Origin of the sequence: Borrelia hermsii DAH, from assembly GCF_023035675.1 — a bacterium.
Taxonomy (GTDB): Bacteria; Spirochaetota; Spirochaetia; order Borreliales; family Borreliaceae; genus Borrelia; species Borrelia hermsii.
Genome location: NZ_CP073144.1, coordinates 1 through 26,534 on the forward strand (window position 1 = coordinate 1; position 26,534 = coordinate 26,534).

A 26,534-nucleotide genomic window follows, 5' to 3' on the forward strand; every position below is an offset into this window, starting at 1 on the left:
TATAATTTGTTATTAGTATGAGATTCTTTGAATTATAATATTGACTAAAGTTGCTATGAAAATGTACAAAGTTGATACCAAAATGAACAAAGTTGCCACGAAAATGAACAAAGTTGATTTTTTTCATTTCTTATTTTTATGAGTTGACGCCAAAATGGACAAAATTGCTATGAAAATGCACCATAGTTGTCACGAAAATATACCAAAGTTGACATTTTTATAAATAGATATATATTTCTATACAATGATTAGTATAAAAAATATTTTTAATAAAATCAAATCTAAAAAATTTATTGCCAAAATATCTACTACCGATTCACTTGAAATAAATCCTAAAGAAATTATTTCTTTCTCTAAAAATTATTTCTTACTATCAAATAGTACAGAACTTAAATCAATTGGTATTATCCTCTCTTCCGGTATACCTCTGTCCACTCTAAATAACAAAAATTTTACTATCACTAACTTTACAGATAATATTATTTCTTATACTTTATCTTCTGGTTTACAAATTAAAAAGCATACTTTGCTTAACCCAAAACTAATTACAAACGCCATTTATTCTCTAAAAAAGCTTAATTCTACTATCCTTGCTTGGAAAATTAATCGTATTCTTAAAAAACTATTCCTAGCAAACATCACCTCTAAACATCTAGAATCCATTTACTATGCTATTCTTAATTCCTCCCATAGAAAAAATGCTTTTTGCTTTTATAACCACTCCTCTTCACAAAATCTAAAACATAAGCATATCAAACTTGTAAACAAAACTACTCCTCTAAATAGCTATAAAAACTTAAAGTTTATTAATTCTTTTCAATCATTACGCATACATACTTCTAATTTACTATTCTATAAAAATAGCAATAATAAATTGTACTCTAATATTGCTACCCTAATTGAATCCTTTTTACTTGATAATAAATCAAGTAAAAACTTACATACGCTCAAATCTTATATTAATCTACACCTCAAACAACTTGGTATTAATTATAAATTAACTAATAGAATTCAAAAACAACTATTCTCTCATATCCTTTTGCAATAAAACAATGTATAATTATTATAAGGAAACTTCCATGGGACTGCTCAACCACCTGTTATTACTCAACAAATGGTCATCAATGAACTAACTAAAGCCGGTATTAAGAGGGATATTGCTATTGATCTGTATTACAGATATTATCGTAATGAACTGACTTACAAAGATATTGAATTCTTAAAAGAAAACTTTGATATAAAACTTGAAAAGGTCGAAGCTCTTTTACAAGCTGAGATTAAATCTGTCAAGACTGAACTCGATAACAAAATAGATTCTAAATTCAATGGACTTGATACCAAGATTGATGTTAACAAAATGGAACTTAAGAGCACATTAAGACTTCATAATTGGATGTTTGGAACTATTATTACACTTAATATAGGAATTTTTTTAACTCTTATCTTTAAGTAATTAATCTTGCACATTGATGCTACTCTAAGGAACTTGGTGGTTTGGCTTTTTTAGAAACCTTAACAACCTCTTCAACTACATTAACAACATCCTTTTTTTGTTCTAATTTGCCAATAAATATTTCCTTATAATCTTCATAAATCCTATTCAATATATTATTCATCAACGTACCTCGCTTGGTTTCACAATAATAATCATCATTGCCTATTTTCTTAATCGTAATATCAAGGTTATCTGTATATTTCTTTCCTATCCGATCTTTAACGTATCCATATACATATTCATAATCAATATCTGCGGGTATAAGTATTGGAAAATTAATTATTCTCTCGTCTACCTTTCTAGACTGTATTTCATCGTTCATATAGATGTCCCAAAACCTATGACATTTGATGTATAGCCTTCTTGCTAAATATTTCAAACTAAATTTCATGACATATCTCCTTTTTCACCTAAATTTTGACTCTCTTCTTCAGATAAAAGCATAATCCCTAAATTAGATATAGAAATCCCCTTAGCAGTCTTAAATCCTTCAAAATTACTATTAAGCACAATCTCAATCGGTCTTGATAGACTGTGAGCACTCTCATAGGGTTCCAAATTACTTCTATTATTCTCTATATCAACTCCCATATTCCCTACCCTACTTTTCTCTAAAGTAGCAAACATACTTGCCCTAGCTTGTTCTTTTAGATAAGCATTCTCTTCCCTAGCCCTTCTTAAACGCTCTTCTCTTTCTTTAGCTTCACGTTCAAACAACTTGCTCAAATATTCTTCTCTTCTCTTTATCTCAAACTTTCGTTTTTCTTCTCTTTCCTTCTCTATTTTCTCTATCTCTTCAGGACTTAAATGTTTACCACTTCTTGCTTCAACATTCCTAACTTGTATATGCCCTCCATAAGTCTCTTTGACGACACAATTACTCTTGTACTTACTGGGGTGTAAATCTCCCCTCCCATATAAGCTCATAATAACTAATAATGCCATCTGTTCGCCTCATCATAATCCATACCTTGTATTTATACCTATTGCTAAACTGTTTTAGAAAATGATCTAAGATATCTTCAATGTTGTATTCGCTTTCATATTCAATGATTGCTCTCTAGATTGATTAATGCATTTATGTAAGTTGAATCATTATTACTGCACTCTTTTACTTGATTTAGGTATCTTTTATCGATTTTATGTTTTGATACAAGCCATATTTCCACATCATCCCTTTTGAATGTGCACTGTCTTGTCTTTGGTTTGATAGAAAAAGTTTTTGTTAAAAGCACTTCTTTAGAATTCTTATTATCTATATAGCTTATATTAGCTTTATTAAATACAGCTGGTTTCCCTACATGCGACATTTGGCTTATATTATTATGTTGACTTAATTTAGATAGTATGTCGAGCCTTTCAAGGTTTGTGTAGTTAAGTAAGCTATTTATAGATAAGTTCGTACTAATGAATAGTAAAATACCACTTTTTATAGAATTACTTATTAAACGATTTATATTTTAATACATTCTATCTAAAAATAAGGAGATATAAATGCAAAAAGCTAAGTTTTTAATCTTAAGTTTACTTTTAGGTTTTATTAGTTGTGACTTACTACTTAATGGTAAACTTAAAGATAAATCTACTAATTTACTTGATAAAGTTTATTCTACGTTAGATTTTACACAACACAACGATTCTAACAATGGAAACTCACAAAACAATACCACTAATGCCGACAGCAGCACACATATTGATGGGGAATCAATGACACAAACTGCTCATCATACATCTAGTTACAAAAAAAATACTACCGGTGTTGGCGATGGTATTAGCATACCTCAAATCGATAGAACATCCATACCACAAATTGATAACACTAATAAGAAGGGTCAGGAAATACACACACCAATTCAAACAGACCTTGATATTGCACCTTTAACAGAAACAATTGATACAATAATTGTAGATGCATACAAAAAACCTTTACTTCCTCTAAATCATCACTTAGAATCATTAGATAAAACTAATAATCTTAAAAGCATGAGTGGAGAATCACCTATTAACTACAATGATTATAATGTTGATTACGATATTTACAATTATATTCCACCAACAACAATAATTTCGGGTTTATACTCTGGATCTATGACAATTGAAGAAGATGAATTTGAAGAAGGAGAGGATACCAATGAAAAAGAAGAGACTAGATTAGATAATCAGTATAAATTCAAATTAAATAAAACCAAAGATAGTGTAAAAAAAGCTCTTAAAATAGCTGGAAAAATAAAAGACGATTGGGCAAAAGTTGAATTCCATAACACAAAATTAAACCCTATTTATGGTAGAAGACCTGAAGACTCTGAAAAACAAAAGTCTCAACAAGAACTATACAAATTTAACAAAAACATATTAACAGAAGATCTTAAAAATCTTTTAAGTGCAATTGAAAAAAGTCTAAATGATGCTATACATCTTACTAATATTCCTGAATACGCTGGTAATCTCCAAAAAGACATACAAGCAAAGACAAAATTAGAAAAAATTAAATCAGCAATAAGTTCCATGATTGCAAAGGTTCAAAAAAGTCATAAAAATGATTATCAAGCATACAAAGAAATAGAATCATCCAATAACATGCATCCAAAGACTAAAAGTGAGTTAGAACAGGTATTCATATTACTTGATGGTACTACTGGTGCTAGATAAATTCACCTCTAAAGTTAAGTACTTTAAATAAAAATTATAAAGATAGGCTTATTTAGAAGCCTATCTTTATTCTTACATACATACTCATTTAATTATCCTTGAAATTTATATTCCCTATTTAACAAACTCTTTGCTCACTCTTAAATGTCCCAAAAACATATATCCTTATACTTAAAATATGACAAAAAAATAAACGTATAATCGAATTATTAAGATAATTATCTTTGAAAATTTATTTAAATCAAATGTTAAGAGAGCCCCTTATAAAGGAACTCTTCTTGAAAATATTAATATTATAAAATATTTAAATCTTTCCGTCTTTATCTTGCAAGATTCTATAGAATAGACTTTGCCTCATTAATGACTTTCTCTATCTCTTTCTTTATTCCTATTGCTTCTCCTATTTTCCCAGAAGAAGATTCTAATAAACTTAAAACATTCTCTGCTTCACTTTGTGCCTTTTTAGCTAATAAAGCGCTATTTCCTCTTTTTGATGAGTAACTTCCACGTTTATTTCTTAATCTTTCAGTAATAGCTTCTTTTAAAGTTTTTTCAGCTTCTTCAAAAAAGTATTTTGCGGAACTTCTTTCATTAAGTCCTGCATCAACTTGGGTCATAAACATATCAATCTGATTCCTTTTTTCATTGAATCTATTTTGTAATTTAATTAGTTTCTGCCTCTTTGTCTTATCCTTTATAAGATCACTACTCCCTATTTTATTTTTAAGTTCTAAGAGTATATCATAAAAACTAGATTCTAATAGCTCATATTCACTTTTGAGTTTAAGTGCGTCCTCAATTAATTGAGAACATCCAGAATCTCCAAGAGCACTTTTTACATTTTCAATTTCTGCTTGTGCTTTGATCTCTTCATCAGTACTTGGAGTTAGGTCCTCTTCTTTTATCTCTATTGCTTCTTGGACATATTGTTGAGACACCGCAAATCCCTCATTAACAGGTTTTACTTCCATATCTTGTTGTATTTCTACTTTTTCTTCAAGACCATCTATAACATCTTCTTTTTGTTCCTGATTTTCTTGTTTATGGTTTAAATCTTTATTATCTTTGCTTTCATCTAAAAAATTTCCCCTTACTTCATTTAATAAATCATCAAGGGCATTTATATCACATGATAATAAACATAATAATGCTAACATACATACTGCTAAAATACTTTTATTCATATCTCCCTCCTGGGATATTAGATTAAATAATTATTATATTTCAATATTGAGATTTAATAATTATTTAATCTAATATAGACCATATAATTTAAATATCAAAAAATAAATTTCATAAAACCTCAATTATTTTATTCTGTAATAATTAAAGGCAATTCAAAATTATTTTAATAAAGTAAAATTAATTATTTACTAAACAAAACTAATCTTATAGTACTTTACTTATATCTAATTAGCATAGGACTGAACAAAGGTTACTGTATTATCTTTAGTACAAATATTTAATGCACCACCAAAATTCAAAAAAGGAAAACAACTCTCATAAAAAGAGAAAAACTTTCATAAAATAACTTTATTGTCTAGTTATGTTTTATTAATAATTCTTTATTGTTGTCCACTAGTTGTTGCTTCTGCAGGATTAGTAGCTTCTGCTGACTTATCTTCTTGCTTAACTGTAGCTAGTGCTTCATTTATCTTTTTTAAACCACTATCAACTGTATTTCTTATTGCTATTATTAGAGTACTTAATGTCTTACCAACAGCACTTGCTACTGTTCCATTAACTGCATTAGCAGATTTCTCTTCATTCTTAGCAGCAAATTTACCATCCTTAGCCATTGCTCTTAATGCTATTCCCGCAGCAATAACTGCATCTTTCTGTTTAGCCTCTTTAGTATCAGCTTTATTGGTGGCAGCAATCTCTGCTGCATTCTTTGCTTCATTAATTTTAATATCACCAGCAGTAGCAGCCTCACCCGACTTAGCAATAGCTTTCAAGATGTCAGCACCACTCACTGCACCAATTGATGCACTAGCTGCTGCAGCCTCTGCATCTGTTCCATCATCAGCAGTGGTGCTAAACAATTTGCCAATATCCTTTTTATCATCTTCTGCTGTCTTTGTAGCCTCTGCACTCCCCTCATCCTTTTTCAAAACCACGTCAACAATAGTTTTAATCCCTTTAACTAACGTGTTTATTGAATCCGCTTTGGGAGCCGTAGCACCAGAATTTTTAGTAGCACTCCCAATTAACTCACTACTAGTGCCAGTAGCCCCACTAGCAGCAATTTTAGCCCCTTCTGCAATTTTATCTAATACTTCTTTAATAAACTTGTCAACGACTGTTTTAACTTTTTCGTAATTACCATTCTTAGCAACTTCATCTTGCAACTTCTCTTTTACTGATGTCATAGTCTCTGATATTCTAGTGAAATAAGCTCCAATATCGCTCTTTTTATCGTCAGCCTTAATGCCAAAAGCGCCAGTAATCATATCAGAAAAGGAAGTAAAAACATTCAAGAAACCTTTACCCAAATTAGCAATAAAAGTTAAGAATACAGTTTTAGGATCCTCAGCATTAGTACTACCACTCCCACAGCTAAGAAGTAAAAACAAAGTCATTAATAACGCATTAAAGTAATTCTTTTCATTATTACGTGCCTCCTTTTTTCTCAGGGGAGATAGATATAGATAAAAGGAAAACAAATCTCATGAAGAGAAAAGTTTCCTCAAATGACTTTATTTAGACTATTTAATTAGATAATTTATTTAATAACAGCGGGTCGTGTAGTAGTTACTAGATTCGGTTGCTTCAGTAGTAGTTTCAGAATATTGTATTCCCTTAACAGCTTCTCTTATCTTATCTAGATTGCTGCTTACTATTTTCCTAATTATAAATCAAGTACTCCTAATCCCTTATTTACTGCACTTGCAGCTGCTGCTTTAACTGCACCACCTTCATTATTATCAGGTTGAGTAAATTTACCACCTTTGGTCATAGCCTTAAGAGCAACAGCAGCTGCTAAGTCTGCATTAGTAACTGCACTACCGGCAGCATTATTGCCATTAGTAGCAGTAGCTAGTACTCCGGCTTCAGAATTAGCAGCAGGGGCAGCAGGGGCAGTAGCCTTAGCATTCTTAATCTTGTCAATCATTGCCCATGGGTCGGCTTTTGATACTTCACCTGCTAGCTTTGCAGCATCACCTGCACCAGCTTGAGCGTTATGAATTAGAGCTTTAGGCCCATCTCCATTAGCCACCGGTCCACCAAAATTGCCAGGCTTGATTTCTATGCCAGATTTCTCTGCTACATCTATAATTGTCTTTACACTTTCAATTATAGCTTTTACACTAGCTTCATTAGCACCTGCAGCATTATTATCAGTAGTTGCATCACCAATATCAGCATTACCAGCCTCTTTAGCAGCATCAGCAAGTTTAGTTAGAGCAGTAATTAGTTGTTCAAAGACATCACTAGCACTGCTAATTGCACTCTTAACAGCTTCAATTGTACTCCCATCAGCATTCTTTACTTCAGATATTTTTTTGATAGCTCTTTTAACTTATTCTTAGTAGTTGTAAATACATCTCCTATTTTCTTAAAGTGTTCACCAACTTTACTTCTCTTATCACCAGATTTAACTGCTGTAAGTCCAAAAGCGTCCCCAATAGCATTACCAAAAATGCCAAAAATCTCTTGAAACCCATGTCCTATCTTAACTAATGAATCTAAGAAAGTATTCTTACTTTCAGCGGCCAATTTCTCAGATTGAAAATAAAAAGAAAACAATTCTCATGAAGAAAAAAGTTTTCCTAGAATGACTTTATTTGGTTATGTATATTGTTATTAAATTCTAACTAATTCTTCTTAGCTTCAGAGGTTGTATTATCAATAATTAAAGGAGTATCATTAGGATTAATTTTTATTGCTTCTTTAACTTCCTTAAGTCCTACGTCAATTGTTTTTCTTATTGCTATGGTGAGAGTATCCAATGCTTTAGTTACTGCACTTATTGCTGCTCCCTTAACTGCTTTCTCCACATCAACATCACCATTATTAACCTTAGCAAATTTACCATCCTTTGCCATAGCTCTTAACACTATACCTCCTGCTACTTCTGCATCTTTAGAAGCATTGACACCAGCAACTTGAGCGGCATTATTCTCAGCTAATTTAACAGCACTTCCATTATCTTTAATCATAGCTTGCAAAATATCAGCACCAGTTACAGCACCAACTGCTTTTGCTGCATCAGCTGCTGATTTCTTTGCATCAGAAGCAGCTCCAGTACTACTATTAAACAATTTACCTGCGCCGTCATTATTCTCTGCGCTATTACCATCTTCAGCTTTTTTATTATCCCCACCTCAGGATTTCCTTTGTCTTTAAGTAAGAAATATTACCAACTAGATCACCAACAGTACCCTATAATGTATTTACTAAAAATATTTTTATTATAAATGGGTTTACTTTTTAACGGGTATTGCACTATGATAAAAGATAATAATTCAATAACCAACACAGGAGATTTAAATGGGGAACACAAAAAAATTTACAAACAAATACCAACACAAATTAATAGTTTTAATATCAACACTAAATTACATGAACTTAAAGTTAAAAAAATACACTCAAAATGACATACTTTATTATTTCAATAATAATATGAAAAAAAATGACCAAAACCCTATCAAACTTAAAACACTACAAAGTTATCTTTATAAATTAAAAAAAGAATTTCAAGTAACAATTAATTATCACAGACATTTGGGTGTTAACATGGGAACTGAAATTCACTACGAACTTAAATACTCTAAAAAAGAATGTTACTGCATAATCAATAAACAATTTAGAGAAAAAAAAGAGGAAAGACATAAAAAACGTGTTAATGTATATCTTGAAAAGACTTGTATTAAAAATAGCAGTGTAGAAAAATGGGAGTGTTCTTATAATATATATAATAATAAAGAAGAGAAGAAAGACATAAAAGAAATAGAAAAACTACAAGTAAAAAAATACATCAGAAAATGCAACTTTAAATCAGACATACTCTATTCTATTCTAGATTTAGAATTAGAAAAAAATGCTACGATTAAAGTATGTAAAATTATTAAAAGAACCGAAAATTTCATTGAAAATAGTATTTACAAGAGAATTAATGGTATTAAATCGAACAGAAGTAAACAGCGAGAATTAAGCAAGATCTTGAATGAAACAAGGATTAGATTAGAAAATGAAGGACACAACGGTAAACAGTTAGAAACACAAATACAAGAAGTATATGAACAATATAAAAACAAACCCCACTTCATTATAGAGAATAACAAGTATAATGACTTAAAGAAAATAATAGGAAAGCTTAAAAAAACAGTTGAATATACTAATAGAAACGCAAAAGAAAATGAGAGAGACGTTAGAAATAACGTATTTAGTATACTTCTTGAACAATTAAGACATAAAGTAGACAAATCGATTTTAGTATCAATATTGAAGGGTTATTTAAATAAACAGGATAAGTTAACATACAGCAAGGCACTTAATAATTATTACTACCATGAACTTTTAGAGTTGATAAATAATAATCTAGATTATTTAAAACCAGAAAAACTTGAGATAATCACCAGTTAAGGATTAGTTATGGAGAGCATATTAGAACGCTTAAAAAAAAAGGAATCAGAAATTAAGAAAAAAAACAACAGGAATCTTTTCGTGAAAGTAGAAAAAATTAATAACAGAACAATATACCATACAAAAATAATGAAAGATTTGTTCTCTTTTGGGATTAATAAAAACCAAAGAGGTAAATTTTTCGTTTCCTTTAGGGAACTTTTTAATCAAGAAAAAATAGCGGTGTTTAATCTGTTTTCTTTAAGAGATGATGATAAATTTTTGGGCATATCTTATTGGTATAGAAAACCAATACAAAATGTTGTAACAAGATATGAAGAGAATGGTATCATGAAAGCGTCCACATTTTCAAAAGTTTATTACGTAGAATTTAGATTTAAGAAAGGTAGTGTTTGTTGTTATATTGGAGAAATTACTTATTTACTTAGAAAGGAAAAAGCTAATAAGAAATATTATGAATCTTTAGTTGAAAGAATGATCAATTTAGAAAAACAAGTATATGAATTTTATGGCAAAAAGCTACCAAATGGAGGAATTATAAATAAATGGATAGAAAAAAACCAGAAATAATCACAATTGCTAATATCAAGGGTGGTGTTGGAAAAAGCATTTTGACTATTATTTTTAGTTATATTTTAAAAGATGCGGGCAAGAAGATTTTAGTTATAGACTTAGATCCTCAAAATAGTTTAACCAGTTATTTTATGCAATATATAAAAAATTTAGAATTGAATAATGTTTATGAGTTTTTAAGAGAAAATACAAATTTAGATTTTGGTAAATATTTAAACAAGATAAATGATAGCATATATCTTCTGCCTTCTCATCCAAATTTGCATCTTTTTAATCAACAGGTTGATTCGTATAAAGTTCTTTCTTTAAAACATAGGTTAAAAAAATTTTTAGTTAGTTATTATTTTGATTATGTTTTGATAGATACTCCTCCTAATTTAGATTCACTTTTAGATAATGCTTTACATATTACAGATAAGCTCATAATACCTATTCAGGTTGAGAGATTTTCGGTTGAAAGTTTGTCTATATTGATGAAATACATTTCAAAAATTTCTATTTATATAGATAAAGACATTGATATATCGATAGTAGAAAATCAGTTTATGAGAAATAGAAATACTTTTAAGGATATAGAAAATTCAATTCAAGAAAAATATGGTAATTTTATTAAAGGGAAGGTTCATTTTTCCAATAAAATAAAAGTTTTTACAAATAACTTACAAGAGCCTAGTTATAAGGAGCTTTATTATCAAGAATGTGCAGAATGTTTAAATAATATATTAAGAATTTAAATTTAATTTTTATAGTTAATGAGAACAAAATCGTTCGATATCGAACGATTTTGTTCTAAGGAGTTTTGCAAGTGTCAAAAAATATGATTGTTTTAAATGATAGGGAAAAGGGTTTGATGAGCATTTCGCAAGAGGAAGAATATGAGAATTATAAGTTCGCTTTAAGGAAAAGTATAATCAATGACATTGAAAATAAAATTCAAATAATGGAAATTTTATACAATATAAAAACCAAAAATCTTTACCTTATTGACGGATATAAAAGTTTTGAGGCGTTTATCAATAAATTTTTGATTAAAAAAACACAAGCATATTCATATTTAAAAATATATGAACATGTATTAAGGGGTGATTTAAGTATAAATGATATTAAACAAAGGGGAGTAGTAGATGTTTATAAAAGTATCAAATCAAATGAAGTTACCAGTCAAAAATCAAAAAAAAAACCAATAAAACCGTTGCGTTTTCAACTTAAAACAGAGCAAGCATATGAATTTTATAAGAAAAATTCTGAATTTGCAAGTTTTCTTTTAGAGGAGATTTTTAGTAATGGAGGGAACATTTTAGAACAGTTGGAAATCAGATATAAAAATTTAAAAAACAATTGATTTTATTTGATTTTTAATGTATTTTAATATTAATTGTGTGGGCATTTAAATCCCATCCTATGTTGGTCAAGCTTAAAAGTTTTTAAGCCTTTGTTAGCAAGTCTTTTTGAGAATTGTTAACAAAGGCTTAAAATTTGACTTTCAAGTTTAATAATGCAATATTTTTTTTGTATGATAAAGCTATTTTTGTTAATAGTGTTGTAGGTTTTTAGTTTTTGACTTATTACGATAAATAATCAACATAAAATGTTAATAATGCAAGATACAATCAATATAATAAGTAAAATGAATTTAAGTAATATTGCAGAAGTATTTAAAATATATAAGAATATGCATATGACATTATATGAGACGCTTTTTGATAGTTTAGAGATAATAGATATATTTTTGTTATAATTATAGAATTATAATTCTAGTATACTTGATTATTTTGGAGAGAAATCAAAGCTTGAAACTATAGAGTATTGGATTGGCCTACTTAATAAGTATTTAATAAAGAGAGAGTTTAGTTTGGAAGTAATAAAATATTATGCCATCTTCTTAATATAAGAATAGCTTCAATATAGTTAAAGGTAACCAAATCTTTTTGGATATGTAGTTAGTGATGAACCTTTTAAGTATTATTTGCCAGTAAATACAAACTTCCTATTTTATGAGAAAAAAAGTTTCTTTAAGAGGAGGCTTTCTTCTATATACTTAATTTTGTAATTTTGAATATTTTTTGTACCTTATTTGAGGTGATAGGTTTAATGAGTTTAATATATTCTTTAAATATATTGATATTAAACATCAAAGCATCGGTTATTTGCTTGGTTTTGAGTTAGGATATGTCAAGAGATTTATATAGGTATTTGATAGTTTTTGTAAATTACATAAAAATGTAACTGAAGATGCCCTTAAAAATGAAATTATTTTGCAAAGTAGTTTCTCCTCTAAATCGTACAGGTTTAATGGTTTTTGTAAGTATTACTCTAGCAAAATTTAATTTCTTCTCCTCTATTAATCAATTGTCTACTTGATGCATTACTTTAACCGTTTTGGCAATAAATTTAATTTATTTTTTTATAAGGTGTTTTTTGCTTTACTATCTTAAATCTCTTTTTTTAAATATGCTTTCTTAATTTCATTATGATGAGTTATAATTATTTTATTAAATTGACTTAAACTATTAATTAGTAATACTGGCATTAAAATAAAATTAATTTTTTTCATAACAAATCCCCTTATTTTTATGATTTATTTTTATTGCTAATTTACTGTAAGTTCAGCTACATGATTTTTCTCCTGAAAGCTTTATTTTAAGATATTCAAACATCCCTTTATTAGTGTTTTTGTAGGACATACTGTTAATAATACCTTTAAAAAACTGCTCGATTTACAATCAATAGCATCGCTGATATATTGAGCAAAAGTTTTACCATTGTCTTTTTCACTTCTTTTTTTGTTTGTATCCGTTAAGCTAGTCAAGAAAGTTTGTGTATTTGCTCTTACTTTCATCTTTGTATCCACCAATTTAATTTTGTCATTGTTAATTACCTGATTCAATGCATGCTTTAAATAGCTAAATTTCTTCTGCTTATCATCAGACAGGGTAATTTTTTTTGTGTTTAGTTAGTTTTATTTGGTAAATTATTCAAATTCCTTTTAGATCTATTATGTGGCTTAGCATCAGTAGGTTTTATACTTATATTTATATCATTTGCAACAGTACAAAAGTAATATGCTGAGAAGTATTAACCTTGTAAGGTTACTCATATCAATTCTCTTATCTTTGTGATTTAAACAATATATAGTAATTCTTATTGTGATGTATGAGTTTTTGTGAGTATTAACTTGTTTTGTAAAAATTATTCCTTTTTTAACTATCTTGTCCCTTGGCAAGTTAAAAGGAGGCACGGAAATGAGAAAAGAATAAGTGCAATAATAATGACTTTATTTATGGTATTTATATCATGTAATAATGGAGGTCCAGAGCTTAAAAGTGACGAAGTAGCTAAGTCTGATGGAACAGTACTTGATTTAGCAAAAATAAGTTCAAAAATAACCGAGGCTGTAGCTTTTGCTAAGAGTGTTAAAGAAATAGAAACCTTAGTTAAGTCTATTGATGAGATTGCTAAGGGTATTAAGAAAAAGATTGGTGCAAATGGGTTGGAAGCTGATGCAGGTGCTGGTGCTCACTATACTCCTTTATTGGCAGGGGCATATAGTGTGGCTACAACCATAGAATCAAAAGTAGGAGAGTTAAAAATAGCGGAAACCCTTAAAGGTTTAAATGAAAAGGTTAAAGATGTTGAGGATAAAGCCAAAGCATTTACAGCTAAGTTGAAAAATCAACATGCTACTTTGGGACTTGCTAACGGAGCTGCTACTGATGCGCATGCAAAAAATGCTATAGATAAAAGCGATAATACTGGAGATAAAGGAGCTAAAGAGCTTGGCGAACTAAACACAGCAATTGATGCTTTGTTAAAGGCTGCTGAAGCTGCAGTAACAGCTGCATTTAATTTGCTTACAACTTCTGCTAAGTCAGAGTCTGTTAAGCCTTCTAACACCTAAGGGATAAACAATTTAATTAATTATTATAAGATTACTTTTTAATCAATGGTAATTATCTGATAAAATAAAGTCTATAAATAATAAGCTAGGAGCATACTGCTCTTAGCTTATTTTGTTTTTTATTCCTATATTTATTTGCTTTACTACTTTATTATACTTTTGAGATTTTTTTGATTACTTTTATCTTTTAGACTTATATTTATGCCTTGATTTTAATTCATTTTATCACTTAATGAAAGCTTAAATTGCTTATTTATAACTTTATTTTACTTCTTAGCTGTGGGAGTGGCAGTACTAATGCTGGGGAGCCTAAAACTGTGTATTTAACATTTATAGCTAATTTAGGGAAAGGGTTTTTAGATGTTTTTGTGACTTTTGGAGATATGGTTACTGGATAAGGCAGATACTAAGAAAAGTGATATAGGGAAGTATTTTACTGATATTGAGAGCACTATGACAACAGTTAAAAAGAAGTTGCAAGATGAAGTTGCTAAGAATGGTAACTATCCAAAGGTAAAGACAGCTGTTGACGAATTTGTTGCAATCTTAGGAAAGATCGAGAAAGGAGCAAAAGAAGCATCTAAAGGGGCTACTGGTGATGTTATTATTGGGAATACTGTTAAGAATGGTGATGCTGTACCTGGAGAAGCAACAAGTGTCAATTCTCTTGTTAAAGGAATTAAAGAAATAGTTGGGGTAGTCTTGAAGGAAGGTAAGGCAGATGCTGATGCTACTAAAGATGATAGTAAGAAAGATATTGGTAAATTATTTACCGCAACCACTGATGCGAATAGAGCTGATAATGCGGCAGCTCAAGCAGCTGCAGCGTCAATAGGAGCAGTGACAGGTGCTGATATCTTGCAAGCTATAGTACAATCTAAGGAAAATCCTGTTGCAAATAGTACTGATGGAATTGAAAAAGCAACAGATGCAGCTGAGATTGCAGTTGCTCCAGTTAAAGATAATAAAAAAAGAGATTAAAGATGGAGCAAAAAAAGACGCAGTTATAGCTGCAGGCATTGCACTGCGAGCAATGGCTAAGAATGGTACATTTTCTATTAAAAACAATGAAGATGCGGCTGTAACGACGATAAATAGTGCAGCAGCAAGCGCAGTGAACAAGATTTTAAGCACTCTAATAATAGCAATAAGGAATACAGTTGATAGTGGTTTAAGAACAATAAATGAGGCTCTTGCTACAGTTAAGCAAGAAGATAAGTCTGCAGAAGCTACTATACCTGCAGACGCAACAGCTAGTGGACAGCAACAATAAAAAATTATTAATAAACATAACTAAATAAAGTCATTTGAGGAAAACTCTTCTCTTCATAAGAATTGTTTTCCTTTTGTTTTACCTACCCTCTGATTGCACAGGGGGCTAATAGTATAAAGAATTCTTTAAAAATCACAAATCAAACCTTAATAAGTATTTTTATATTTGTAGTTTTCTATTTATTTGTTGTGGTCAGCAATCAGATGCAGGGAAGGATGGCGCAGCAGCAGCTACAGGAGGAAGAAGTTTAAGTGAAGTGCTAATGGATGTAGGTAGAAGTGCTGAGAATGCCTTTTATTCATTTTTAGAGTTAGTTTCAGATGCTTTAGGTTTTACTGTAACTAAGGATACAAAGAAGAGTGATGTAGGAGATCATTTTATTGCTTTAGGTAAAAAACTTGGAGAAGTATCAAAAGAGTTAGAAGAAGTAGCAAAAAAATCAGAAACAGATGTTGATCAAGATGGTTTATTAAACAAGGTAATTAAAGAAGCAGAGTTGATGCTGCCAAGACTACTTTAAGCACATTAAAAGAGCATTTAGAGTCTTTAAAAGGGATAGGAGATGATGACAAGGTAGGTGAAGCAACAAGTAACCAAAATGGAGTAGCAGCAAGTACAGATGAATTAAAAGGCGCCTTTAAAGCGTTGAAAGGAATAGTGGATACAGCTGGTAAAGAAGGCGTTGCAAAGCCAAAAGCAGGAGACACAGCAGTAAAAATAGGTAATGCAGATAATAAAGATGGAGCCAAAGTTTTAGCAGCAGCTGCTAATGCAGGAGCAGCAGTGGGAGATAAAGCCGCAGCAATAGTATCAGCAGTAAGTGGAGAAGAAATGCTAGCATCAATAGTTGCATCACAAGAAGGAGATGCTGATGCAGCCCTAGCAGCAGATGCAACTGCACAGACAAGTGCACTAAAGTTTGCAAGAGGGGGAGGTAATGCAGGTCAGTTAGCAAAGGAAGCAGCTAAAGCAGCAGCAGTGGCAGGAGGAATAGCATTACGTTCCTTAGTTAAAGGTGGTAAATTAGCTGCTAATAATAATGATGATGACAAAGTAGTACAATCAGCAGGAGTAACCGCAGTAAATAAACTGTTAGTAGCAGTAGAAGGTATAATTAAGAAGACAGTAAAGAATGTTCTTGAGAAAGCAAAAGGAGAAATAGATAAAGCAAGAGCTCCAAAAGCAACAGGTCAGTAATAAGATAGATAGTTAGATTAATTACTTAAAAGTAAGAGTAGAAGGCAATCTTAGAGATGCGTCTCAGATGCCTTCTATATTGTTGTAATGAAAAATAAGAAGTTAAATTGGCTGCTGGATCTAAAAATCCTTTCTTAGATTCACTTATTAAAATAGGGCAAGGATTTCAAGATATATTTGGAATTTTTGGAAATGCAATAGGTGATGCATTAGGATTTAATGCAGTTAAATCTGGTGACAAGAAAAGTAAAGTAGGTGAACACTTTAAGAAAATAGGAGATGGACTTACAACTACTAAGGATAAGTTAAAAGAGCTATCAAAAAAATATCTGAAGCAAAGAATGCTGATGGAAGCAGCATTGAAGCTGTTAAGAGTGCAATTAAAGGAGCGGGTGATGTTTTTGATAAATTAATTGGTGCTCTAACTAAACTTGTTGATGTTGCTAAAGAAGCTGGTGATACTAATATTGGCGATGCTAATAATGCTGGTGCTGCAGTAGCTGCTGATGAAAATAGTGTAAAAGCTGTAATTGCTAATGTAAAGGAAATTATTGATGCAGCGGATAAATCTGGTGTAAAGATTGAATTGGGGAATGCTGGTAATCAGGTAACAGCTGGTGCTCAAACCGATGCCCCTGCTGCCCTTGCTGCAAATAATAATGCTCAAGCTAATTCTGGTCCTAAGTTAGCTGAAGAAGTATCAAAAGCAGATCCATGGGCAATGATTAATAAAATTAAAAATGCTAAGACTGGTATTAATCTTGCTGTTGGTGATAATAATGAAGTAGGAGCTCTAGCCACTAAAATAGCTGATGCTAATAGTACTGGAGCTAAAACAAATGCCGATTTAGCTGCTGCTGTTGCTCTTAAGGCAATGACTAAAGGTGGTAAATTTAGTCATGCTGCTAATGAAGATGGAGCAGTTAAAGCAGCAGCAGTAAGTGCTGTAAATAAGATATTAGGAGTACTGGACGTAATAATTAGAAAAACAGTAAGTAGCAATTTAAATAAGATAAGAGAAGCAGTAAAGGGAATACAATATTCTGAAACTACTACTGAAGCAATCAAAGCTAGTACTACTCAACCTACTGCTACTAAATAAATTATCTAATTAAATAATCTAAATAATAAAGTCATTGTAAGGGAATAAATAATTTAAGCAGTTATTATAGATAAGTTATTAAGTAAAAGGCAGGAGCCAGGAAAAATAAAGTTATTTAAGGGAAGCTCTTCTCTTTTTTTCTGTGAGGTAGGAGAACTATTTGCTAACAATAGTTTTGATGCTGAGGCTAATGCATAAGTTAAAAGGAGGCACGTAAAAAAATGAGAAAAAGAATAAGTGCAATAATTAATAAGCTAAATATAAGTATAATGATGATGATAGTTGTTCTAATGATAGGATGTGGACAACAACCAGAAGCAGGTAAGACCGGAGCAGCAGGAGGAGAGAAACAAGGGGCTGGAAGTTTAAGTGAAGTACTAATGGAAGTGGGAAAAAGTGCTGAGAATGCTTTTTATTCATTTTTAGAGTTAGTTTCAGATACATTAGGCTTTACTGCTAAATCAACTACAAAGAAAGAGGATGTAGGGGGTTATTTTAACAGCCTGGGTGGTAAGCTTGGAGAAGCATCAAATGAGTTAGAACAAGTAGCAAAAAATTCAGAAGCAGGCATTGAAAAAAATGACGCATCAAAAAATCCAATTAGAAGTGCAGTTAATGCAGCTAAGAAGACATTGGAGGCATTAAAAGGATATTTAGACTCCTTAGGAACAGTAGGTGATTCTAATCCAGTAGGTTGGGCATCAAATAATGCCCAAGGAGCAGCAGTAGATGAAGCTGAGTTAAAGAAAGCATATAAAGCATTGAAAGGAATAATGGACACAGCAGAGGGAGCAGGTGTTGCAAGGCCAGAAGTTGGAAATATAGCAGTAAAGGTAGGTAATGGAACAGATAATAAGGATGGCGCTAAAATATTAGCTACAGATGGAGCTGCAGCAGTAGGAGATGCAGGTAAAGCGGCAGCAATATTAACAACAGTAAGTGGTAAGGAAATGCTAGCATCAATAGTTAATTCAACAGAAGATAAAGCTGTGAAAATAACAGGTAATGTAACTGTAGAGACAACTCCATTGGAATTTGCAGTAGGAGGCAATGGAGCTCATCTATCACAAAATGCCAATTCAAAAGCAGCAGCAGTAGCAGGAGGAATAGCATTACGTTCCTTAGTTAAAGGTGGTAAATTAGCTGCGAATAATAATGATGATGACAAAGCATCACAAGGAGTAGGGATCACAGCGGCAAATAAATTATTAGTAGCAGTGGAAGATATAATTAAAAAGACAGTAAAGAATGTTCTTGAGAAAGCAAAAGGAGAAATAGATAAAGCAAGAGATCCAAAACCAGCAGGTCAGCAATAAGATAGATAGTTAGATTAATTACTTAAAAGTAAGATTAGAAGGCAATCTTAGAGATGCGTCTCAGATGCCTTCTATATTGTTGTAATGAAAAATGAGAAGTTAAATTGGCTGCTGAATCTAAAAATTCTTTCTTTGATTCATTAGTGAAGATAGGCCAAGGATTTCAAGATATATTTGGAATTTTTGGAAATGCAATAGGTGATGCATTAAGACTTAGTGCTGTTAAATTTGGTGGCCAGAAAAGTAAGGGAGGAGAACACTTTGAGAAGATGAAAAAAGGATTGGAAGGTACTAAGGATAAGTTAAATGAGCTATCAGGTGAAATATCTGAAGCAAAGAATGCTAATGGAAGTAGCATTGAAGTTGTTAAGGGCGCAATTAAAGGAGCGGGTGATGTTTTTGATAAATTAATTGATGCCTTAACTAAACTTGCTGGTGTTGCTAAAGAAGCTGGTAGTATTGACATTAGTGATACTGATAATGCTGCTGCTGCGGTAGCTGCTGACAAAGCTAGCGTTGAGACTATTATTGCAGGAGTTAAAGCTATAATTGAAACTGCCAAAGAGTCAAGAGTAGAGATTGAAGATGGAAAAGAGGGTAGTCCGGTTGAAGCTAATGCTGGTGGTGAAGCAGTTGCAAAATCTAGTGCTGCTGCGTCTGATAATGTTGGTCCTAAACTAGTTGATGAAGTGGCTAAAGCCGATCCATGGGCAATGATTGATAAGATTAATAGTGCCAAGGCCGCTGTTGGTGTTCAACTTGATGCTAATACCAATTATGGTGCTGGAGAATTGGCAACTGGTACTCCTAATCAAGCTAATGGTTCTAAAGCAGCTGCTAATGCGGACTTAGCAGCAGCTGTTGCTCTTAAGGCAATTACTAAAGGTGGGAAATTTACTAATGCTGCAAATGAAGCTGGTGCAGTTAAGGCAGCAGCAGCAAGTGCTGTAAATAAGGTATTAGGAATACTGGACGCAATAATTAGAAAAGCAGTAAATCTAGAACTTGGTAAAATTAAAGAAGCAGTAAAGGGAATAAAATACTCTGAGTCTACTGGTGAAGCTACTGAATCTGATACTGCTCAACCAATTACTAATAAATCGTCAAACTAAAAATATAAAGTCATTGTAAGGGAAAAGCTTTTCTTGTTTTTAATGCAGGAATGTAGTTTCTCTGATTAAGTAAGCTGTAAGAGCAGGGAAAAATAAAGTCAAAAAGGAATAGGAAGCTAGGAGTGTAATGCTCTTAGCTTCTGATGTTATTTAGGGAATGTTTATTTGTATATAAAATTGTTTATATGAGTAAAGATTGAATATAAATAATTGCAAGTATGATATTAAGAGTATGTTTTTATTGTAATCAAATAATTAATACTTTAAAAGTAAGCTAACTTTTGTAAGTAAAACAGAAGCATAAAAAACAGGATAATAATGGGTTATATCATATGTCAATGCCAAAAAGTTATTGTGGGTTCATATTTTTTATGATATAGGAAGGTATGAAATAATGAAAATGAGAGAAAGAATAAGTGCAATAATAATGACTTTATTTATGGTATGAGTAAGCTGTAATAGCGGTGGGGTTGCGGAAGATCCTAAACTTGTGTATTTAACATCTATAGCTAATTTAGGGAAAGGATTTTTAGATGTTTTTGTGGCTTTTGGAGAGATATGGTTGCTGGTGCGTTTGGTATTAAGGCAGATACTAAGAAAAGTGATATAGGGAAGTATTTCACTGATATTGAAAAAACTATGACATCAGTTAAAAAGAAGTTGCAAGATGAAGTTGTTAAGAATGGTAATTACGCAAAAGTTAAAACGGTCGTTGCCAAGTTTATTGAAGAAGTATTAGATAAGATTGCAGCAGGAGCAAAGGAAGCAGCCAAAGGTGCAACAGGTAGTGATGCTATTGGAAATGCTGTGCACAATCAAGATGCTGTAGCAGCAGATGCTACAAGCGTAAATGCACTTGTTAAAGGAATTGGCGAAATAGTAGAAGTGGTTCTAAAAGATGGTGAAGGAGATGCAGGGGCTACTAAGACCGGAGATACAGAGAAAAAATCAATCGGTAAACTTTTTGCAAAGAAAGATGATGATAGAGCTCAAGAGGCTGAAGCATCAGCAGCAAATGCATCAATTGGGGCTGTAAGTGGTGCTGACATATTGAAAGCTATTGCTAAGTCTGGAGAGATTGCTGATAATAACAAAAATATTGAAGAAGCAAAAGACGCTGCAAGTATTGCTGCTGCTAAGCAAACTGATGATAAAAAAGAAATTAAAGATGAAGCAGCAAAGAAAGATGCAGTTATAGCAGCTGGCATTGCACTGCGAGCAATGGCTAAGGGTGGTAAATTTACTGCTAAGCAAAATGAAGAGAAATCTGCTAATGCAGTAAATGGAGCAGCAGCAAGTGCGGTAGGTAAGACTTTAAGTACACTTATAATAGCAATAAGGAATACAGTTGATAGTGGTTTAAAAACAATAAATGAGGCTCTTGCTACAGTTAAACAAGAAGATAAATCTGTAGAAGCAACTAATACTGCAGAAGCAACAACTAGTGGTCAGCAAGCGAAAAACTAGTTAAGGGTAAATATAAAGGATAAAGTTGTTGTAAGGGAAACGTTTCTCTTGTTTTCTGTGAGGTAGGAGAACTATTTGCTAGCGATAGTTCTGTTGCTGGAACTAATGCCTAAGTTAAAAGGGGGCACGGAAATGAAAAAAATTAAGTGCAATAATATGACTTTATATTTGGTATTAGTAAGCTGTAATAAGGATCTTCAGAGTAGATTTTAAAGTTAGTAATAGACTTAGGTAATGATTTTTTAAATGTGTTCACATCATTTGGAGATATAGTTGCCAAGGCATTAGGATTTAGTACAGAGACAAAAAAGTCTGATGTTGGAGCTTATTTTAAAACAATCCAAGATACTATACAAGGCACTAAGGACAAGCTTAATAAAATTGTTACTGACATGAAGAGAGAAGGAAATCCTAATGCAACTGCAACTGAGACTGCGGTAAAAACACTAATTGATAATACTATTGACAAGATTAGAAGGTGCTAAGATTGCAAGTGATGCTATTGGAGATGCTAGTGACCCAATTGGTAATGTTGCTGCTGCTAATGCTGGTGGTGCTGCTGGGATTGGTGTTGATAGTCTAGTAAAAGGGATTAGGAGTATAGTAAATGTGGTACTTGGAGATAAAGGAAATGCTGATGCTGGTACCGAAAAAAAAGCTTGATGCTCTTGGAGCAAGGACTGCTAATGCTGGCGATGGTGAGGCAGGTAAGCTATTTGGTAATGCTGCTATGAATGCTGAGCCTAAGAAATCAGCAGCTGATTCCTCTAAAGCAGTAGGAGCAGTAACTGGTGCTGACATATTACAAGCTATGATTAAAGATAATGGTGATGCTGCTAAGTTAGCTAAAGAAACAACTGGGAATGCTAATGCTATACCTAAGGATGGAACTATTGCAGGAGCTATAGCGCTAAGAGCAATGGCTAAAGGTGGTAAATTTGCTAATGGAAATAATGCTAATGATGTTGCTGCTGCAGTTAAAGGTGTAGCAGTAAGTGCCAGTTACTAAAGCATAAATACATTAACTGTTGCAATAAGAAAAACAGTTAAAGAAGCTATGAAAATTAATGCGAATGATACTTCCTATAAGTCCTGAACAGAGCATCCCTAAAGCTACTATTGATAACTAGTAAAGGTAAATACTAAAAATATAAAGCCATTTAAGGAAAATGATTTGCTAACGATAGTTCTGATGTTTAAGGTAATGCATAAATTAAAAGGGGCACATAATGGGAAAAAGAATAAGCGCAATAATAATGACTTTATTTTTGGCATTAGTAAGCTATAATATTAGGCAGGCAGAGGATCCTAAAACCGTTTTTTTAACCTCAATAGCTAATTTAGAGAAAGAGTTTTATCAATTTATTATTTCTTTTGTAGAAATGGTTGCAGATGCGTTTGGGGTATTAAGGTAGATATTGAGAAAAGCGATATAGGAAAGTATTTCATTGATATTAAGAAAATGATGACATCAGTTAAAGAGAAGTTAACTTTTGAAGTTATTAAGAATGGTAATTACGCAAAAGTTAAAACAGTTGTTGACAAATTTATTAAAGAAGTCTTAGACGAAATTGCGTCAGAAGCTAAAGAAGGAGTAAAAGGGGCTGGAGGTTATGTTGTTATTGAAAATGCTGTTAAAGACCAGAACTCTCAACCCGAAGATGCCTAAAGCGTAAACGGTACTTGTTAAAGGAATCAAAGAAATAAAGCTGGGATAGTTCTCAAGCAAGGTGAAGGAAATTCAGAAGTTACTAAGACCTCAGAGAATGTGCAAAAATAAATTCTCAAGTTGTTTAGTGCTGCGGAAGCTAATGGTGCTGATATTTTTTTCAAGTTATTGTTAAATCTGGTAATTTTGCTAATAACAATACTGTGCTTGAGACAGCAATCATTGAGTGCAAAAGTGAATACGATATTGAAGATATCTTATAGCATTTCCTAAAGGAATTTAGCAATGGGTATAAATACAAAGTATGGATGATGATGAGGTATAGAGATGGGATAATTGGCGATTATGAGCTCATATGGGAGGGAAGATTTAGAGAGATTGGCACACCAAATAAGTATAAGTTCAATTGTGCTTCTAAAGAGGCTTATGGCGAGAATATATGAGTTAGAAAAAAGGCTTCCGATTTAAAGCAAGAGAGATAACAAATCAATTGAAGCCTGAATAGGCAGAAAGAATAGAAAGAGATAGGGAAGAAAAACGTAGGCTTGAGATAAAGGGAAAGGAAGAATATTCGAAAAAGCTATTTGAACGTGATGCTATAGAGAGAGAAGAGTGTTTAAGAAGAGCTAAGGAAGAACAGGCTTATCTAAAGATCGTGCTAGGGAAAGCATGATTGCTACCCCGGAGAAAAGTAGGGGTAGGTAATATTGCAATGAGTGTATAGAATAATAGCACAGATGAATAATTCAATACCCGACAGTTTGTATAAGCCACAGCTGGCTAATATTGGACTTAAGAGAAATTTTGAAGGGTTCAATACTATCTATATCTAATTTAGGAATTATACTTCCAAATCAAGAGCAAGATAAATTTTTAAGGGAAAAGGAGACATGAGATGAGGTTTAGTTTGAAATATTTAGCAAGAAGGCTATATATAAAGCACCATAGGTTTTGGAATATCTATATGAGCGATGGAGTGCAGTCTAAGAGAGCAGACAAGACAGTAATTAATTTCCCAGTACTTAATACTGAGGACATTGATTATGAGGATGTATATGCATGCGTTAAAGAGTGGCTAGCAAAGAAATATACAGATGGCCTTGGCATTACAATTAAGCAAGTAGACAATGATGATTATTGTGAAACAAAGCGCGGTTCTTTGTTGTTGTAAGGGGTCTGGGGGATATTGGTTCCTTAGAGGCAGAAGAAGAAGTTTATGAAGAAAAATTACGAGGTAAGCAAATTAAGACTGCTAAAAGGACTAAGCCAACAAGTCCTTAGGTTTATATACCATTCTGACTTGTGTGAATTGCTGATCATGTAGTCAAAGACCATAGAATTAGTAATTCACATTTACTTATCCAAAACCGAATAATTACTTAAATATAAGTGTTAATAAAATGCCTATAGAGATGGTAATAATAGTACCAAACATCCAATTATGAAGTTTTAATGTACTCTTAAGCTCCATTTTGTTAACATCAATCTTGTTATCGAGTTCATTAAATTTAGTATCAATCTTGTTATCAAGGTCTTTAATGTCAGATTTTAGCTCATTTCTAACATTATCAATCTTGATGTTAAGATTATTCTCAACAGTATCAATTTTATTATCAAGGTCTTTAATGTCAGATTTTAACTCATTTCTAACATTATCAATCTTGATGTTAAGATTATTCTCAACAGTATCAATTTTATTATCAAGGTCTTTAATGTCAGATTTTAACTCATTTCTAACATTATCAATCTTGATGTTAAGATTATTCTCAACAGTATCAATTTTATTATCAAGGTCTTTAATGTCAGATTTTAACCCATTTCTAACATTATCAATCTTGATGTTAAGATTATTCTCAACAGTATCAAGCTTGTTATCAAGGTCTTTAATGTCAGATTTTAAGCTTGCTTCAACCTTATTAATCTCGGCTTGTAAGGTTGCCCCAACCTTTTCAAGTTTTATATCAAAGTTTTCTTTTAAATACTCAATATCTTTATAAGTAAGCTCATTACGATAATATCTGTAAGACAAATCAGTAGCAATATCTCTATCAATACCAGCTTTAACAAGTTCAGCGATAACCATTTGTTGAGTAACTATCGGTTGAGGAAGTCCCATAAAATCTCCTTATAAGTATTATACATTGTTTTATTGCAAAAGGATATGAGAGAATAGTTGTTTTTGAATCCTATTAGTTAATTTATAATTAATATCAAGTTGTTTGAGGTGTATATTAATATAAGATTTGAGTGTATGTAAGTTTTTACTTGATTCATTATCAAGTAAAAAGGATTCAATTAGGGCAGCAATATTAGAGTGTAATTTATTATTGCTATTTTTATAGAAAATCAAATTAGAGGTATGTATGCGTAATGATTGAAAAGAATTAATAAACTTTAAGTTTTTATAGCTATTTAGAGGAGTAGTTTTGTTTACAAGTTTGATATGCTTATGTTTTAGATTTTGTGAAGAGGAGTGGGTATAAAAGCAAAAAGCATTTTTTCTATGGGAGGAATTAAGAATAGCATAGTAAATGGATTCTAGATGTTTAGAGGTGATGTTTGCTAGGAATAGTTTTTTAAGAATACGATTAATTTTCCAAGCAAGGATAGTAGAATTAAGCTTTTTTAGAGAATAAATGGCGTTTGTAATTAGTTTTGGGTTAAGCAAAGCATGCTTTTTAATTTGTAAACCAGAAGATAAAGTATAAGAAATAATATTATCTGTAAAGTTAGTGATAGTAAAATTTTTGTTATTTAGAGTGGACAGAGGTATACCGGAAGAGAGTATAATACCAATTGATTTAAGTTCTGTACTATTTGATAGTAAGAAATAATTTTTAGAGAAAGAAATAATTTCTTTAGGATTTATTTCAAGTGAATCGGTAGTAGATATTTTGGCAATAAATTTTTTAGATTTGATTTTATTAAAAATATTTTTTATACTAATCATTGTATAGAAATATATATCTATTTATAAAAATGTCAACTTTGGTATATTTTCGTGACAACTATGGTGCATTTTCATAGCAATTTTGTCCATTTTGGCGTCAACTCATAAAAATAAGAAATGAAAAAAATCAACTTTGTTCATTTTCGTGGCAACTTTGTTCATTTTGGTATCAACTTTGTACATTTTCATAGCAACTTTAGTCAATATTATAATTCAAAGAATCTCATACTAATAACAAATTATA

The 26,534-nt window shown here is 31.5% G+C and carries 20 protein-coding genes and 9 pseudogenes; 18 read left to right on the forward strand and 11 right to left on the reverse strand.

The genetic code is table 11. The annotated features are described in order from the left end of the window. The first annotated feature begins 244 nt into the window (after positions 1–244). The gene (locus bhDAH_RS06680; RefSeq protein WP_064536707.1) at positions 245–1,048 is read left to right on the forward strand and encodes a hypothetical protein; all 804 of its coding nucleotides are present in this window, start codon (positions 245–247) and stop codon (positions 1,046–1,048) included. A gap of 66 nt (positions 1,049–1,114) precedes the next feature. Continuing rightward, entirely contained in the window at positions 1,115–1,453 is a 339-nt protein-coding gene (gene bdr, locus bhDAH_RS06685) for a Bdr family repetitive protein (protein ID WP_064536709.1), read from the forward strand. 19 nt (positions 1,454–1,472) lie between these two features. On the opposite strand, the gene bhDAH_RS06690 is transcribed toward bdr (bhDAH_RS06685), so the two are convergent. From bhDAH_RS06690 to bhDAH_RS06700, 3 genes are all read right to left on the reverse strand, one after another. Beyond that, positions 1,473–1,886 carry a hypothetical protein gene (locus bhDAH_RS06690; protein WP_062706113.1) on the reverse strand — a complete coding sequence of 138 codons (414 nt, stop codon included), beginning with the start codon at positions 1,884–1,886 and terminating at the stop codon, positions 1,473–1,475. Continuing rightward, entirely contained in the window at positions 1,883–2,440 is a 558-nt protein-coding gene (locus bhDAH_RS06695) for a hypothetical protein (protein ID WP_062706116.1), read from the reverse strand. The genes bhDAH_RS06690 and bhDAH_RS06695 overlap by 4 nt, the downstream gene beginning before the upstream one ends. A gap of 101 nt (positions 2,441–2,541) precedes the next feature. Then, the gene (locus bhDAH_RS06700; RefSeq protein WP_062706119.1) at positions 2,542–2,805 is read right to left on the reverse strand and encodes a hypothetical protein; all 264 of its coding nucleotides are present in this window, start codon (positions 2,803–2,805) and stop codon (positions 2,542–2,544) included. Between the two features lie 184 nt (positions 2,806–2,989). Between bhDAH_RS06700 and bhDAH_RS06705 the strand changes: the two genes are divergently transcribed. Continuing rightward, the gene (locus bhDAH_RS06705) at positions 2,990–4,144 is read left to right on the forward strand and encodes a hypothetical protein (protein ID WP_032495658.1); all 1,155 of its coding nucleotides are present in this window, start codon (positions 2,990–2,992) and stop codon (positions 4,142–4,144) included. 335 nt (positions 4,145–4,479) lie between these two features. Here the strand turns inward: bhDAH_RS06705 and bhDAH_RS06710 are convergent, their stop codons facing one another. From bhDAH_RS06710 to bhDAH_RS06725, 4 genes and pseudogenes are all read right to left on the reverse strand, one after another. Then, positions 4,480–5,328 carry a P12 family lipoprotein gene (locus bhDAH_RS06710; protein ID WP_062706122.1) on the reverse strand — a complete coding sequence of 283 codons (849 nt, stop codon included), beginning with the start codon at positions 5,326–5,328 and terminating at the stop codon, positions 4,480–4,482. A 381-nt stretch (positions 5,329–5,709) separates the two neighbouring features. Then, entirely contained in the window at positions 5,710–6,726 is a 1,017-nt protein-coding gene (locus tag bhDAH_RS06715; RefSeq protein WP_062706148.1) for a variable large family protein, read from the reverse strand. 147 nt (positions 6,727–6,873) lie between these two features. Next, positions 6,874–7,867, reverse strand: a pseudogene (locus bhDAH_RS06720) (variable large family protein); the annotation flags it as partial. Between the two features lie 95 nt (positions 7,868–7,962). Further along, positions 7,963–8,469 (reverse strand): annotated as a pseudogene (locus bhDAH_RS06725) (variable large family protein); the annotation flags it as partial. A 169-nt stretch (positions 8,470–8,638) separates the two neighbouring features. On the opposite strand from bhDAH_RS06725, the gene bhDAH_RS06730 reads away from it, so the two are divergent. The 4 genes from bhDAH_RS06730 (at position 8,639) to bhDAH_RS06745 (ending at position 11,648) form a co-directional block, all read left to right on the forward strand. Further along, positions 8,639–9,733, forward strand: a complete 1,095-nt coding sequence (locus tag bhDAH_RS06730) for a plasmid maintenance protein (protein WP_062706130.1) — start codon at positions 8,639–8,641, stop codon at positions 9,731–9,733. 9 nt (positions 9,734–9,742) lie between these two features. Further along, positions 9,743–10,303: a DUF226 domain-containing protein gene (locus bhDAH_RS06735; protein WP_062706133.1), complete on the forward strand. Its 561-nt coding sequence runs from the start codon at positions 9,743–9,745 to the stop codon at positions 10,301–10,303. After that, entirely contained in the window at positions 10,279–11,040 is a 762-nt protein-coding gene (locus bhDAH_RS06740) for a ParA family protein (RefSeq protein ID WP_062706136.1), read from the forward strand. The genes bhDAH_RS06735 and bhDAH_RS06740 overlap by 25 nt, the downstream gene beginning before the upstream one ends. 71 nt (positions 11,041–11,111) lie before the next feature. Next, positions 11,112–11,648 (forward strand): chromosome replication/partitioning protein, encoded by a 537-nt coding sequence (locus bhDAH_RS06745; protein ID WP_062706139.1) that lies wholly within the window; start codon positions 11,112–11,114, stop codon positions 11,646–11,648. 1,089 nt (positions 11,649–12,737) lie between these two features. On the opposite strand, the gene bhDAH_RS07540 is transcribed toward bhDAH_RS06745, so the two are convergent. After that, positions 12,738–12,860 carry a hypothetical protein gene (locus bhDAH_RS07540; RefSeq protein ID WP_257722543.1) on the reverse strand — a complete coding sequence of 41 codons (123 nt, stop codon included), beginning with the start codon at positions 12,858–12,860 and terminating at the stop codon, positions 12,738–12,740. Between the two features lie 81 nt (positions 12,861–12,941). Next, positions 12,942–13,145 carry a hypothetical protein gene (locus bhDAH_RS06750; protein WP_043924549.1) on the reverse strand — a complete coding sequence of 68 codons (204 nt, stop codon included), beginning with the start codon at positions 13,143–13,145 and terminating at the stop codon, positions 12,942–12,944. A 429-nt stretch (positions 13,146–13,574) separates the two neighbouring features. Between bhDAH_RS06750 and bhDAH_RS06755 the strand changes: the two genes are divergently transcribed. The 11 genes and pseudogenes from bhDAH_RS06755 (at position 13,575) to bhDAH_RS06805 (ending at position 24,511) form a co-directional block, all read left to right on the forward strand. After that, positions 13,575–14,204 carry a Vsp/OspC family lipoprotein gene (locus bhDAH_RS06755; RefSeq protein WP_043924550.1) on the forward strand — a complete coding sequence of 210 codons (630 nt, stop codon included), beginning with the start codon at positions 13,575–13,577 and terminating at the stop codon, positions 14,202–14,204. Positions 14,205–14,449: 245 nt separating this feature from the next. Continuing rightward, positions 14,450–15,477: pseudogene (locus bhDAH_RS06760) on the forward strand (variable large family protein). 155 nt (positions 15,478–15,632) lie between these two features. Next, positions 15,633–16,674: pseudogene (locus bhDAH_RS06765) on the forward strand (variable large family protein). 104 nt (positions 16,675–16,778) lie between these two features. After that, positions 16,779–17,776: pseudogene (locus tag bhDAH_RS06770) on the forward strand (variable large family protein); the annotation flags it as partial. Between the two features lie 221 nt (positions 17,777–17,997). Further along, the gene (locus bhDAH_RS06775) at positions 17,998–19,092 is read left to right on the forward strand and encodes a variable large family protein (RefSeq protein WP_015633309.1); all 1,095 of its coding nucleotides are present in this window, start codon (positions 17,998–18,000) and stop codon (positions 19,090–19,092) included. Positions 19,093–19,193: 101 nt separating this feature from the next. After that, positions 19,194–20,204: pseudogene (locus bhDAH_RS06780) on the forward strand (variable large family protein); the annotation flags it as partial. A 400-nt stretch (positions 20,205–20,604) separates the two neighbouring features. Beyond that, positions 20,605–21,671, forward strand: a pseudogene (locus bhDAH_RS06785) (variable large family protein). A gap of 209 nt (positions 21,672–21,880) precedes the next feature. After that, positions 21,881–22,767: pseudogene (locus bhDAH_RS06790) on the forward strand (variable large family protein); the annotation flags it as partial. Positions 22,768–22,900: 133 nt separating this feature from the next. Next, positions 22,901–23,448: pseudogene (locus tag bhDAH_RS07670) on the forward strand (variable large family protein); the annotation flags it as partial. A gap of 203 nt (positions 23,449–23,651) precedes the next feature. Beyond that, positions 23,652–23,783, forward strand: a complete 132-nt coding sequence (locus bhDAH_RS07545) for a hypothetical protein (RefSeq protein WP_257722544.1) — start codon at positions 23,652–23,654, stop codon at positions 23,781–23,783. 452 nt (positions 23,784–24,235) lie between these two features. Beyond that, the gene (locus tag bhDAH_RS06805) at positions 24,236–24,511 is read left to right on the forward strand and encodes a hypothetical protein (RefSeq protein ID WP_048651611.1); all 276 of its coding nucleotides are present in this window, start codon (positions 24,236–24,238) and stop codon (positions 24,509–24,511) included. Positions 24,512–24,715: 204 nt separating this feature from the next. On the opposite strand, the gene bdr (bhDAH_RS06810) is transcribed toward bhDAH_RS06805, so the two are convergent. Both bdr (bhDAH_RS06810) and bhDAH_RS06815 read right to left on the reverse strand, forming a co-directional pair. After that, positions 24,716–25,456, reverse strand: coding sequence for a Bdr family repetitive protein (gene bdr / locus bhDAH_RS06810; RefSeq protein ID WP_015633310.1), 741 nt, complete (start codon positions 25,454–25,456; stop codon positions 24,716–24,718). Positions 25,457–25,486: 30 nt separating this feature from the next. After that, the gene (locus bhDAH_RS06815; RefSeq protein WP_064536713.1) at positions 25,487–26,290 is read right to left on the reverse strand and encodes a hypothetical protein; all 804 of its coding nucleotides are present in this window, start codon (positions 26,288–26,290) and stop codon (positions 25,487–25,489) included. Positions 26,291–26,534: the final 244 nt, after the last annotated feature.